General features: G+C 74.2%; 10 protein-coding genes and 1 pseudogene. 4 read left to right on the top strand and 7 right to left on the bottom strand.

The window, feature by feature from the left end:
* Nucleotides 1–715 (top strand): annotated as a pseudogene (locus tag C3492_RS43225) (hypothetical protein); the annotation flags it as partial.
* A gap of 59 nt (nt 716–774) precedes the next feature.
* Here the strand turns inward: C3492_RS43225 and C3492_RS43230 are convergent.
* The 6 genes from C3492_RS43230 to C3492_RS43255 form a co-directional block, all read right to left on the bottom strand.
* On the bottom strand, nt 775–3,363 hold the full coding sequence (locus C3492_RS43230; protein ID WP_103818046.1) for a SpoIIE family protein phosphatase: 2,589 nt from the start codon (nt 3,361–3,363) through the stop codon (nt 775–777).
* 271 nt (nt 3,364–3,634) lie between these two features.
* Nucleotides 3,635–4,063, bottom strand: a complete 429-nt coding sequence (locus C3492_RS43235; protein ID WP_103818047.1) for an ATP-binding protein — start codon at nt 4,061–4,063, stop codon at nt 3,635–3,637.
* A 113-nt stretch (nt 4,064–4,176) separates the two neighbouring features.
* A complete protein-coding gene (locus C3492_RS43240; protein ID WP_103818048.1) occupies nt 4,177–4,602 on the bottom strand; it encodes a (deoxy)nucleoside triphosphate pyrophosphohydrolase in 426 nt (141 codons plus the stop codon).
* A gap of 30 nt (nt 4,603–4,632) precedes the next feature.
* Nucleotides 4,633–4,824 carry an SPOR domain-containing protein gene (locus C3492_RS43245; RefSeq protein WP_030649874.1) on the bottom strand — a complete coding sequence of 64 codons (192 nt, stop codon included), beginning with the start codon at nt 4,822–4,824 and terminating at the stop codon, nt 4,633–4,635.
* 387 nt (nt 4,825–5,211) lie between these two features.
* Nucleotides 5,212–5,964 carry a GntR family transcriptional regulator gene (locus C3492_RS43250; RefSeq protein ID WP_103818049.1) on the bottom strand — a complete coding sequence of 251 codons (753 nt, stop codon included), beginning with the start codon at nt 5,962–5,964 and terminating at the stop codon, nt 5,212–5,214.
* Nucleotides 5,965–6,113: 149 nt separating this feature from the next.
* Nucleotides 6,114–7,307 (bottom strand): DUF4190 domain-containing protein, encoded by a 1,194-nt coding sequence (locus C3492_RS43255; RefSeq protein ID WP_258056255.1) that lies wholly within the window; start codon nt 7,305–7,307, stop codon nt 6,114–6,116.
* A 112-nt stretch (nt 7,308–7,419) separates the two neighbouring features.
* Here C3492_RS43255 and C3492_RS43260 point away from each other — a divergent pair, with 112 nt between their 5' ends.
* The 3 genes from C3492_RS43260 (at nt 7,420) to C3492_RS45080 (ending at nt 9,429) form a co-directional block, all read left to right on the top strand.
* Nucleotides 7,420–8,637, top strand: a complete 1,218-nt coding sequence (locus tag C3492_RS43260) for a serpin family protein (protein ID WP_103818050.1) — start codon at nt 7,420–7,422, stop codon at nt 8,635–8,637.
* Nucleotides 8,638–8,761: 124 nt separating this feature from the next.
* Nucleotides 8,762–9,130 (top strand): hypothetical protein, encoded by a 369-nt coding sequence (locus C3492_RS43265; protein WP_103818051.1) that lies wholly within the window; start codon nt 8,762–8,764, stop codon nt 9,128–9,130.
* A 134-nt stretch (nt 9,131–9,264) separates the two neighbouring features.
* Complete coding sequence (locus C3492_RS45080; RefSeq protein WP_181140868.1) at nt 9,265–9,429, top strand: hypothetical protein; 165 nt, start codon at nt 9,265–9,267, stop codon at nt 9,427–9,429.
* Nucleotides 9,430–9,482: 53 nt separating this feature from the next.
* Here C3492_RS45080 and C3492_RS43270 read toward each other — a convergent pair whose 3' ends face one another.
* Nucleotides 9,483–12,506, bottom strand: a complete 3,024-nt coding sequence (locus tag C3492_RS43270; RefSeq protein ID WP_308461193.1) for a BTAD domain-containing putative transcriptional regulator — start codon at nt 12,504–12,506, stop codon at nt 9,483–9,485.
* Between the last annotated feature and the right edge of the window lie 408 nt (nt 12,507–12,914).

Below are 12,914 nucleotides of genomic sequence, written 5' to 3' on the forward strand. Positions count from 1 at the left end.
GCCGCCCGCCCAGCCGACGCCCACCGGCGAAGGGCCGGCGGCGGCCCGCCCCGAGACCGAACAGGCCCCGCCGACCGCGGACGAACCGCCTGCCCGGCCCGCCCACGTCGACGGGGTGCTCGCGGCGGTCCCGCGCACCTCACCGGCCTCGGAAGAGCCGCCCGCCCAGCCGACGCCCACCGGCGAAGGGCCGGCGGCGGCCCGCCCCGAGACCGAACAGGCCCCGCCGACCGCGGACGAACCGCCTGCCCGGCCCGCCCACGTCGACGGGGTGCTCGCGGCGGTCCGTGCGGAGCTGACCGGTGGGCCGTACGACCCGGTGGACGCGCTGCGCCGGATCACCCGGGCCGTCCAGCGGCTGACGGGGGTGCGGTCCGGGGTGCTGGAGACGGCGGCGCTGCTCGTGGCGCGCAGTTCGGTCGCCGGGGCGGAGGAGTTCGTCGGGGTGCACCGGGGGGTGGTGGGTACGGAGGCCCGGGCCCGGCTGGCGGAGTCGGTACGCGAGCTGGGCGCGGACAACGCGGGGTGGGCCGACGTCGTGGCCGGACAGGCGCGGAGGCTGGCCGACCGGGATGTGCGGGCCCACGGCACCGAGGGAGACGCGGCCGGCCTCGCCGGTGCGCTCCTGGGCGGCGTCCTCCTCGGAGAGGACCCGGACGGCGGCCCCCCGCCCGCGTTCGGCGGTCCACAGACGCGCTCCCGGCTGCACAGGTAGGCCGGCCGAGACGCTCCCGGACGGGCACGGAAGCGCGGGCCCCCGCAGAGCCCGGCCGGTCAGAACAGGCTCAGGAGTGCCTCTGCCGGGTCGGTGAGGTTGCCCTCTCCGCCGGGCAGCGGCAACTCGAACCAGACCGTCTTGCCGCGGGGGGTGCGCCGGGAGCCCCAGGCCGCGCTGAGCAGCCCGACCAGCTGGAGTCCGCGTCCGCCCTCGTCGGTGTCCCGGGCCCGTCGGCGCCGGGGCTGGACCAGGCCGGAGTCCCAGACCTCGCAGACCAGGGTGCGGTCCAGCAGCAGCCGTAGCCTGATGTCCCCCTCGCCGTACCGGAGCGCGTTCGTCACCAGCTCGCTGACCAGCAGTTCCGTCGTGTCGACCAGCGGCTCCAGGTCCCAGGACAGCAACTGTCCGCGGGCGTACTCCCGGGCCCGGCCCACACTGCGCGGCTCGCGCGGCAGCGTCCAGTCGCCGACCGACTCGGCGGGCAGCCCCTGCACCCGGGCCATCAGCAGGGCGATGTCGTCCTCGCCGTGGTGGGTGTCGAGGGTGTTGAGGACGTGGTCGCAGACGTCCTCCAGGGGCCGGCTGGGGTCGGTGAGCGCGCCCACGAAGGCTTGCAGGCCCTCGTCCAGCGGGTGGTCACGGGATTCGACGAGGCCGTCCGTGTAGAGCGCGAGCAGCGCGCCCTCGGGGAGTTCGACCTCGACCTCCTCGAACGGCTCGCCGCCCACGCCCAGCGGCATACCGGGCGGCACGTCGAGCATCAGCGCCGCCTCACCGGGCTCGACCAGCACCGGCGGCAGATGCCCGGCGTTGGCGAACGTACATCGTCTGGTGACGGAGTCGTAGACGGCGTACACGCAGGTCGCGAGGTACACCTCGGAGAGGTCCGCGTCCCGGGGCTGACGGGCCGTACGGGTCGCCTGCTGGACACCGCCGGGCGTGCCGAGGCCCCGCGCGATCTCGTCCAGCGCCGAGAGGACCTCCGCCGGTTCCAGGTCCAGCAGGGCCAGCGTGCGTACGGCGGTGCGGAGTTCGCCCATCGCCACCGCCGCCCTGAGGCCCCGGCCCATGACGTCCCCGACCACCAACGCCGTGCGGTGACCGGGGAGTTCGATGACGTCGAACCAGTCGCCGCCCACCTCCGTCGCCGCGTTGCCGGGCAGATAGCGGCAGGCGATGTCCAGGCCGGACGCCTCGGGGTCGCCGGGTGGGAGCAGGGAGCGTTGCAGTATCAGCGCCCGTTCGTGTTCCCGGCGGTACAGGCGCGCGTTGTCGATGCAGACGGCGGCCCGAGCGGCCAGTTCGACCGCGAGGTCCCGGTCGCGGTCGCCGAACGGCTCGCTGCCCTTCGTCCGGGCGAACTGCGCGAGTCCCACGACCGTGTCGTGCGCGACCATCGGAACGGCCAGCGTGGACTGCACGAGGCCGCCCTCCTCGGCGGGCACGTGCTGCGGACGGGCGGTGCGCAGGGCGTCCGCGCAGGGCGAGGTGAACGGGAAGTGGTGGACCGCGCCGACCTCCACGGGTTTCCCGGAACTGTTGAAGGGTGCACCGGAGACGGCGCTGGCGTAGGCGACACGGCGCAGTTCGGCGCTGCCGTCGGCGAGGCCGGGCGGGGCCTCGTCGCCGGTCAGCAGGCCCTGGTAGAGATCGACGGTGGCGAGGTCGCAGAAGCCGGGGACGACCACGTCGAGGAGTTCGCGGGCCGTGGTCTCCAGGTCGAGGGAGTTCCCTATGCGGGCGCCGGCCTCGTTGAGCAGGGCGAGGTTGCGCCGGGCGGCGGCGGCCTCGCGGGCGGCGGCGCGACGGGAGGTGATGTCGGTGCCGAGCCAGGCGATGCCGATGGGCCGGCCGCTGCCGCTGTGCACGCGGTAGAGGTTGACCGACCAGTGCCGGCGTTCCTCGGAACCCGGGACGAAGCCGGTGACGTGCATGTCGGTGATGGACTCGCCGCTCTCCAGCACCCGCCGCAGGGTGGCCGAGACGCGCTCGGCCTCGCCGCGCGGCAGATAGTCGTGAACTCCCTTGCCCCGGTGGTCGTCCGGGGTGCCGCCGAAGACGGAGACGAACCGCAGGTTGGCGCGGCGCACCCGCAGGTCCGTGTCGATCAGCAGGAAACCGAAAGGGGATTGACCGAAAATCGCCTGCGAGGCGGCGAGGTCGGTCTCGATGCTGCGTAGGGTGCGGACGTCCACGACGATGCACACGGCGGCCTTGTCGCCCTCGGCGGTGCGCGTCGGCATGACGTACACCTCGGCCAGGCCCTCCTCGCCGCGCGTGCCGTCCGGCCCGTCCGGCATCCGGAACGGCACCACTCCGGTCCACTCGCGCCCGTCGAGGATTTCGGCCATCTTCCGCTGGCCGCGCTCGCGCAGGTCCGGATCGATGAAGGCCTCTATCGGGTCCATGCCGACGGCGCGCGTGGCGGGGATGCCGAAGAGCTGCTCGGCGCGCAGGCTCCACTGGTCGACCAGCCCGCCGGGACTGATGGAGAAGGACGCGACCTTGATGTAGTCGTAGATGGAACCGGGCGGACTGCTCTGCCACATGGCGTCACCGGGTGCCGCGGCGGCCTCCGCGGCCTGCCTCCTCGCGCCGTCCGACGGGTCCTCGGACTCCGTGGCCTTCGCTGGTATCTCGCTCACGCGAACCGTCCCCTCCAGCTCACCGCGTCCGGCACCGGTCACCGGGGGCGGCTGCCCGCAGTATCCAGCACTACGGCGCCGCACGACACGGTGTTCACGATCACAGCTCAGTCCAGGTGCTTTTCAGACCGGTCCGTGACAACACTTCCACTCTTCTAACCAGGGAACACACCGCCGAATCACACACCGCGGGACCATGTGCGCCCCCGGCGCGCACCATGGACGGCACGCCGTCGGCTGTACACCCCGTGCCCCTGTGTGTGCCGTGCCGTCACCCGGGCACCGCGAGTTCGAACCAGACGGTCTTTCCGTTCGCCCCGGGCCGGGTGCCCCAGCTGAGCGAGGAGCCGGCGACCAGCTGGAGGCCGCGTCCGCTCTCGTCCTCGGGGTGGGCGACGCGTTCGCGGGGCAGGTCGGGGAGCGGGTCGGAGACCTCCACGCGCAGCCTGCCGTCGAGCCCGGCAGGGCGGACGAGCCGTACGCCGATGGGACCGGTGGCATGCCGCAACGAGTTGGTGACCAGCTCACTGACCAGCAGCGCGGCGAGGTCGGCGACGCAGTCGAGGTGCCAGCCGTGCAGCTGGGACCGGACCGCCGCGCGGGCGCTGCGCACGGCGCCCGGTTCCGCGGGAAACGTCCACTCGGCGCAGTCGCCATCGGTGTCGATCACGCCGATCACTTCCCAGGCCAGGGAGCCCACCCATGTCCGGTTTCATGGGGTTAATGGGCACATACCCGATATCCGGGTGGCAGTACCGCGCGAGAGGGCGCACTGTGGCACGAACGGGCGCGCTCCGCCCGGGGGCCGTGCACCTACACCCCGCGCCCGATCGTGGGCGCCACCTCCCGGACCGCCGGGACGTCCTGGTCGAGCCAGTCGACCTCCCAGATCCGGTCCGGTGTCAGCCAGCGCAGCTCGTCGTGGTCCTGGAGCGGCCGGGGCGGGGGCGAGCCGGGGCGCAGGCGGGCGGTCCACACATGGAGGACGTACGGCGTCCGCAGCGGCCACTCGCCGGGCACGCGGTCGACCGGCTCGGCGTCGACGCCCAGTTCCTCATGCAGCTCACGCACCAGCGCGTCCTCGGGTCGCTCCCCCGCCTCGACCTTGCCGCCGGGCAGCTCCCAGCGCCCGGCCAGGTCGGCGGGCGCGCTGCGGCGCGCGGCCAGCAGCCGACCGCCTCGAAGCAGGGCGGCTCCCACCACCACGATCCGTTCCGCCTCGGGAGTCGTACGCGTCATGGGGCGGAGCCTACGGGAGCACGCGACCGGTCAGTTCTGCGTGCCGTCCCCGTTCTGACCGATGCGCTCGACCCAGTAGAGCTGTTTGTGCCCCCGGTCGTCGAGGCTGTCGGCGATCTTCTGCGCCTCGGCGCGGGTCGCGTACCGGCCGACTCGGTAGCGATTGCCGTTGTCGTCCTGCCGTATCACGATCCAGGGCAGGGACACCGTGCCCTCACTCATGGCCCCCACCGCCCGCGTTCCTTCTCGCACCGCCCCGCCCTCCCCCGGGCCCGGGCCCCCGCCGGGCCCCGTCTAAGGAAACCGCAATCCGCATATGCCCGAGCGTACGCCCAACCTTCACGCTGCGAATACGGCTTTTCACAAAGAGGTACGCATCGAGCCAGAACGCCGGGGGCGCACGGGACCGAACGCGCCGTCGGGAACGCGGCCGCCCCGGTTCGGGGGCATGCCGGAGGCACCCCGGGCCACCTGCGAAAACGGCCGGATCGATGCGGCTCGTGCGGCGTCGGCGGGGGCGGCACGGCGCCGGTGACGGCCCGGGCGGCGCATCGGGGTGTGCGCTACCTCACGCGGAGGGGCGCGCGGACGGCCGCCGGGCGGGGGCGTTCACTTGACGGGCAGGTGGTAGGCGACCCGGTAGCGGTCGGCCGGGATGACCACGTCGGCGGTCTCCACCGGGCGCCCGGAGGCGAAGTAGGTGCGCTGGACGACCAGGACCACGTGCCCCGGGACACCGCCGAGCAGGTGCAGTTCCTCGGCGAGACCGGGGCGGGCGCCGACCTCCTCGGTGACGTTGTCCACGATGATGTCGATGGCGCGCATGCGCTCGACCACGCCCATCCCGCCGAGCGGCCCCTCCTCCGGCAGCATCACCGGGGTGCGGCCGGTGACCGCGAGGGGTTCCCAGGAGGTGGAGAGCATCATCGGCTCGCCGCCCTCCCGGAACAGGTACTTGGTGCGCATGACCCGGTCGCCGGTCTGGATCGCGAGCCGCTCGGCGATGGCCGCCCCGGCCTCGGTCTGCGCGCTGCTGGACTCCCAGGTACCGCGCACCGAGGCGTCGGCCTGCTCCTGGCGGAACGGGGTGGCGCCGCCGGCCGGGCGGTATCCGGAGCGGGCGACCCGCCGGGGCACGGGCCGCTCGCGCACGTACGTCCCGGAGCCGGAGCGGCCCTCGACCAGCCCCTCGGCCATCAGCACCTTGCGGGCCTCCAGCGCGACCGTGTCCGAGACGCCGTACTCCTCGCGGATGCGGGCCTGGGAGGGCAGCCGGGTGTGGGGCGGCAGTGAACCGTCGACGATCTTCTTGCGGAGATCACCCGCGACACGCAGGTACGCCGGCTGCTCACCGAAAGTCACTGGCCGCTCCCATCAGGTTGTACAGACAGCAACAGCCTGGCAACCCTGGGTTGAGCCATGCAAGCAAAGGCCAGAGAATCACTCGATGTGATGACAAAAGCCCGGGGAGGGCTTTACCCAGGCGCTTTCTGCCCCGTATAGGCGCGCTCTCACACCTCCAGGCTCGCGCCCGCCCCGTCCTCGCGCAGGGGCACGGTGGTGGACAGCCCCAGTGCCTTGCGCGCGGCGACCGCCTGGGACGGATCGATGAGGTCGTAGCCGGTGTCGTAGTGCTCGTAGAAGGCGTCCGCGTCCTCGGCCTTCGCGGCCTTCGCCCACTGCGCCCGCGCCTCGTCCAGGCCGGCGGCCAGCTCGGCGACCGGCCCGCGGGCGCCGGCCGGCCAGTCGTGGGCGCGCAGCATCCGGGCCTGTTCGCCCAGCGCGGCCGACACCCGGCCCGCCCAGGCCCTGTGTCCCGGCAGGTCGTCCTCGACGTACTCCTCGTCAGGAGCGGTGTCGAGCGCGGCGTTGAGGACGTGAGCGGCCTTCAGATAGGCGACCTGGTCGGCGTCGAGGACGGTCTCGTCGTTGCGCAGCGACCCGGTCAGGTCCTCGCCCTCGGCGGCGCTGCCGAACACGCAGGTGATCTCGCGGTCCCCGGCGGCCCAGCTGTCCTCGGTCGGCGTCAGGAAGTACACGTCGACGTCCCGCGGGACCGCCCAGCCGTCCATCGCGTAGCCGTCCTGGAGGCTCCAGCAGCGCTCGTCGGCGGTGTCGGCGACCGCGTCGTCCCCGGGGTAGGAGCCGCCGGGGAGCGTGACGGTCGCGAACACCTCGCCGTCGTGCGCGCCGGCGCACGAGACCTTGTCCACGTCGTACGTGTCACCGCTCAGTGCGCCCCCCGGCGTGTCGAAGCACTCGCCCTCGGCCAGCGCGAGGGTCCTGCCGCCGCGTGCGCCGTCCTCGAACCCGTGCCACAGCGCCGAGGCGCCGCCCGTCGCGAGCAGCACCCCCCACAGCACGAGCCCGACCCCGGACAGCACCGCGCCGCCCACGGCCAGCCCCGTGCCGCGCTCGCCGCGCCGGCGGATCTGGCGCAGCCCGGCCAGCCCGAGCACCAGCCCCACCCCGGGCAGGCAGCACAGCACCCCGAGCACCAGCGAGGCGATGGCGAGGCCGTTGACGGGCGCCGGGTGGTTGTAGGGGCGGTAGCCCTGCGACCACGGCTGGTAGGCCGGCAACCCGGGGAAGCCGCCCGGCTGTTGGGGGTACGGCGACGGGCCGTACGGTTCCGGCGGCTGCGACCGGGGTGGCTGGAACGGCTCCTGCGGCTGGTGGGGGCCGGAAGGCGGGGGGAGGGACACCGGTACCGTGCTCCTGGATCGGGCGGCGGCGGCACAGGGGACCGGCGGCCGGCCGGCGGCTGGACTGACGTACGACTGGCCGCATGGTAAGCGTGACCGGAACGGGGGCGGAATGCGGGTGGAGACGAGCCCGGTGGGCGGGGAGACCGTCCGGCGTGTGAACGGGCTGACGGCCCGGTGGGCGCAGGCCCTGAACGGCGAGGGCACGGTGTTCTCCGCGCCGGGTGTGTGGCCGCTGCTGGCCTTCCTGGCCGACGGCGCGGCGGGCCCTGCGCGGGCGGAACTGGCCGGCGCGCTGGGCGTGCCCGCCGAGCAGGCGGCCGGTGCCGCGCGGGAGTTGCTGGCCGGGCTGGCGGGGGTCACCGGCCTGGACGCGGCGCTCGGCCTGTGGACGCACCACGGGCTGGCCCTGCGGGAGGAGTGGCGGGCCGGGCTGCCCGCCGGGACCCACGGGGTCTTCGGGGACGACCTCGTCACCGCGCAGGAGCGGCTGGACGCCTGGGCGGCCGAGCGGACCGGCGGGCTGGTCGAACGCATGCCGGTGACGCTGACCCGGGAGGCGCGGATGGTGCTGGCCACCGCCCTCGCGCTGCGCACCGAGTGGCGGCAGCCGTTCACGGAGCGGCCGTTGCGGCCCGGCTCCGGCCCCTGGCAGGGCCGTACCCTGCGCGGCCTGCACCGGCGCAGCGTGCGACCGGACCGGGTCGGGGTGACGGGCACGCCGGACGGCTTCGTCACCGCGCTCACGGTGCCCGGGGACAACGGCGTCGATGTGCACCTGGTGCTGGGCGAGGAGCGGATGACGCCAGGTCAGGTGCTGGCGGCCGGGGTGGGGGTCGTGGAGCGCGGTCTGCCGCTGACCGGGGGCGGCGCGCTGCCGCACGGGCACGTCGGTCCCGGACTGTACGTGGAGCAGCAGCCGGCGACCGCTCCGCAGCCGACGACGCTCGACGTGACGACGGTGGCGTACGAGGTGCGCGCCGACCACGATCTGCTCGCCCTGCCGGGCCTCTTCGGCCTCGGCGCGGCGACGGACACCGCGAGCGGTCACTTCCCGGGGGTGAGCCCCTACCCGTTGGCCGTCGGAGAGGCCCGCCAGTCGGCCGTGGCCCAGTTCGGCGCCCTCGGCTTCCGGGCGGCGGCGGTGACGGCGGTCGTGCCGGCGCCGGCCGGCGGGGTCCCGCAGTACCGCTACGAGACGACGGTCGTCCGCGTCACCTTCGACCGTCCCTTCGCCTTCCTCGCCACCCACCGCGAGTCCCGCCTGGTGCTGGCGGCGGGCTGGGTGACGGAACCGGCGCCGTACCCGGTGCCGTCCCACGCCCCGTGAGGCGGCTCTGCCCTCCTGCCGGCGGCGCACGGCGAGCGGGACCCGGACGGGAACGGCGCGGGAGGTGAACAGGGTCGTGTGCCGGGATTCTGACCGGGACACACGTCTGCAGAAGGAGGATGCCGTGAAGCGTCCGGAGTACAGCCCGGCCGACGACTCGGTCCTGCACCGCATCAACCAGGAACTCGCCCGCGTCGGCAGCCTGGGGTCCCGGGGAACGCGGACGCTGCCGGAGGGCACCGAGTTCCTGATCACCACGGTCACCGAGAGCGGCATGCACCAGGTCGTCGCGGTGGACGCCCGGCGGCGCGGCGGTTCCGAGCCGTCGGAGGCCACCCCGGACGAGCAGGTCGAACTCCGTTCGGTGGTACGGGCCCTGCTGGACATGGCCGGGCACGGCTCGGGGACGGTCCGCACGTCGGTGGTCCTGCTCCCGGAGGGGCCGCGGGTCGTGGCGTGCACCGGACTGGTCCCCGCGCCACCGAAGCAGTAGCCCCAGCCCTAGCCGGGCGGACGTGCCGTTCCCGTGGGGTCATGGTTCCCGGTATCACCGGAGGAACGGTCCGGGAACGGCTCCCAGCAGCATCGGTGGTGTCGAGAACGGGACACCACGAGGGGGAAAAGACGATGCGTGACAAGCTGGCGGGTCTGTTCGGAATGGTCGCGATGGCGCTGGCGTTCGGACTGGGCGCGGCGGCCCAGCAGAGCGCGGCGGCCGACCGGCCCGCCGGGCACCATGTGACCGCCGAGAACCAGGGCCCGACCGTCATCACCGCGTCCTCCGCCGGCTGACCGGGGCCTCCCGCTCGGGAGAACCCGGTGCGGGAGCCGCGCGCCGCGGTGCCTCAGCGGCTCCGGCCGATCTCGGGTACGCCCATCGTGTCGAACAGCCCGGCGGCGGCCCCGGCGTGCTGCCGGGCCGCCGCGTGGTCGCCGAGGGCCTCGCAGGCCCGGGCCAGGCCGGCCAGTGCGTGGGCCTCCTCGATCCGGTAACCGATGCCCGAAGCGGTCTTCAGGGCGCTCGTGTGCAGGTGGAGCGCCTTGGCGGGATCGCCCTGCCGGGTGCACAGCCGGCCGAGTATGTTCTCCGTCTTCACCTGCCGGATCGGCACCACGCTCGACCGGACGAGTTCCAGGGCCTGGTCCGCGAGGCGCGCCGCGTCGGCCGTGTCGCCCAGGCGGTGCTGGACGTCGGCCGACAGGGCGAGCAGGACGCCGACGTTGCCGGGGTCGTGGGTCTGGTCGCCGATGCGCCGGGCGCGTTCGAGGCACTGCTGGGCCTCGGTGTACTTCTCCAGGCCCAGCAGCGCCAGGGCGAGGTCGGTGACGGACACGATCTCGTTCTCGCGGTTGCCGAGCTGCCGGTCGAGTTCGACGGCCCGCCGTGCCGCCTCCACCGCCTCCGGATACCGGCCCCACTGCTCGTACAGGGTGCTGAGAATGGTCAGGCTCTCGGACTCCGAGCGCGCGTTCCCCAGCTCCCGGCCGAGGTCGACGGCCCGGACCAGGTGCGGCAGGGCCTGGTCGAAGCGGCCGAGCACGCTGTTGAGCAGGCCGAGGGTGGACTCCGAGTGGGCCTCGGTGTCCCGGTCGCCCAGCTCGGTGGCCACCTCCAGCGCTTCCCGGGCCACTTCGACGCCCTCCTCGAAGCGGCCCAGCTTCCAGCAGGCGACCCCCAGGTTCGACAGGCTCACGGCCAGCAGCACCAGATCGCCGAGCCGGCGGGCGACGTCGACCGCGCTGCGGCTCAGGTCGCGGAACTCGCTGATGTGGCCGCGGGCGTTGAGGTAGAAGACCACGTCACGGGTCAGCCACACCGCGTGCCGGTCGTGACCGATCGTCCGGGCCAGTGCGACGGCGCCGCTGAGCGCGGTGTGTTCCCGCGTGAACCAGGTCAGGGCCCGGTGGGCGTCACCCAGGTCCGGCAGCTGCGCGCCGGTGGCCGGCAGACCGGTCGGACGGCGGCGCCGCCCGGGGAAGAGGACGTCGCAGGCCCGCGCGGTGGCCGTCAGGTAGTAGTCGAGCAGCCGCCCGACCGCGGCGTGGTCCTCGTGTTCCGTGGCCGGTCCGCGCAGGCTGAGCGCGAAGCTGCGTACGAGGTCGTGGAAGGCGTACAGGCCCACGTCCGGCTGCTGGAGCAGGTGGACGTCGAGCATGTGCTCAAGGATGTCCTCGGCGTCACGGATGTCCGTGCCCAGGAGGGCCGCGGCCGAGTGGACGTCGATGTCGGAGCCGGGGTGCAGCGCCAGCAGCCGGAAGGCGACGCGGGATTCCGCCGCCATCGTCTGGTACGACAGGCGCAGGGTGGCCGCCACGCTCCGTTCACCCAGGCTCAGTTCGTCGAGCCGGCGCGTCTCGTCGCACAGGCGGTCCACCAGGTAGCCGACCGTCCAGCGCGGCCGGTTGCGCAGCCGGGCGGTGGCGATGCGGAGGGCGAGCGGCAGATGGCCGCAGAGCCGGGCCAGCTCGGCCGACGCCTCGGGTTCCGCCGCGACCCGCTCGGCGCCGAGCGTCTTCGACACGAGCAGCACGCTGTCGTCACCGGACATGACGTCGAGTGAGGTCCAGTGCGCCCCGTCGAGGTCCAGCAGCCGGCTGCGGCTCGTCACCAGGACCAGGCAGCCAGGGGACGGGGGCATGAGGAGGCGGACGTCGGCCGCGTCGACCGCGTTGTCGAGCAGCAGGAGCAGCCGCCGGCCCATCAGCGCGGCCCGCCAGGCGGCGGTCCGGCCTTCCAGGTCGTCGGGGATCTGGTCGCCGGAGATGCCCAGCGCGCGCAGCAGGGTGGCGAGCGCGGCCGCCGAGGTCACCGGCTGCTCGCCCGGTGTGTAGCCGCGCAGGTTGATGTACAGCTGGCCGTCGGGGTACGCGTCGGTCAGCCGGTGCGCGACGCGGACGGCCAGGGCCGTCTTGCCGCAGCCGCCCATGCCGTCGATGGCGACGATTCCGGGGGCGCAGGTGACGGACCGTTGTGCGCAGTCGAGCAGCTCGCGCTGTTCACGGTCGCGGCCGGAGAAGTCGGCCAGGTCGTAGGGCAGGGTGCAGGGCGCCTGGGCCGGCACCGGGGCGGCCGGCGCGGGGGACGAGGGCGGCACCGGGGCGGCCAGCTCGGGGCTCTCCCGGAGGATCCCCTCGTAGACCTGGGTGAGTTGCTGGCTCGGATCGATGCCCAGCTCCTCCACCAGCAGGTCCCGGACCCGGGCGTACTCCTCCAGGGCCTCGGCCTGCCGGCTGGAGCGGTACAGCGCGAGCATCAGCTGGCGGCGCAGGTTCTCCCTCAGCGGGTACTTCGCCGTCAGGTCGCGCAGGTCGGCGACGAGTTCGGGGGCCTGGCCGAGGCCGAGGCACAACTCGAAGAGCTGCTCGGCGGCGGCGAGGCGGCGCTCGTCCAGCGCGGCGGCCGCGGCGGCGATCACCGGGCCGGCGACATCGGACAGGACAGGTCCGCGCCACAGTTCCAGGGCCGTCCGCAGTGCCTCGACCGCCTGGGCCGTGTGGTCCTGTCCGGCCGCGGCCTTGGCCCGGCGGACCAGAGCGGTGAACTCGGTCAGGTCGAGCTGGTCCTCGGGGACGGCGACGCGGTAGCCGGGGCCGTCGGTGATGACGACCTGGCTCCCGCCGGGTATGCGGCGCCGCAGGTCGGCCACCGCCTTGCGGACCTGGTGGGACGCGGTGGCCGGCGGCTCCTCCTCCCACGCCGCCTCGACGAGCCGGGAGACGGGAACGAGTCTGCCCGGCTCAAGCAGCAGGGTGGCGAGCACCCGCTCCTGGACCAGTCCGCCGAGTCTCAGCCGGGTGTCCCCCGCCCAGACCTCCAGCGGCCCCAGAACGTTGAAGCGCAGCCGGTCTTCGGCATGTTGTCCCAGCAAGCCTCTCCCCCTTGATTCCGGCCCCCCGGGCCGCCCCGACCAGCCGGGGGAACCGCGGCCAGGCGCGCGGACACCGGCGGCAGCGCCGGAACGCGCTCCTTGAGGGCACCGCCGAGGCACGGGCGGTGTCCGCCCGACCGGCCCCCCGGCGGACCGGGCGGCACGGCGGACGAGCCGTGCGCCGTCCTGTGCCGGTGCTCGCGGGCACCGGCCAGGCCCCGCGCCCGACGGGCGCCGCGGACCGGCAGGACCCGGCGGGACCCGGCAGCCGTACTGCCCACGGCGTTCGTCACGCCGTTCCGCACCCGCTCGGCCGCCATCGGCTCCCCACCCCCCGCGCCCCCGGTTCACCCGGCGGGCCCCAAACCCACGGAAGCATAACGCCTGGCGGCGCGAAGACCCCGTGCC

This window comes from Streptomyces sp. Ru62, from assembly GCF_002920615.1.
GTDB lineage: Bacteria > Actinomycetota > Actinomycetes > Streptomycetales > Streptomycetaceae > Streptomyces.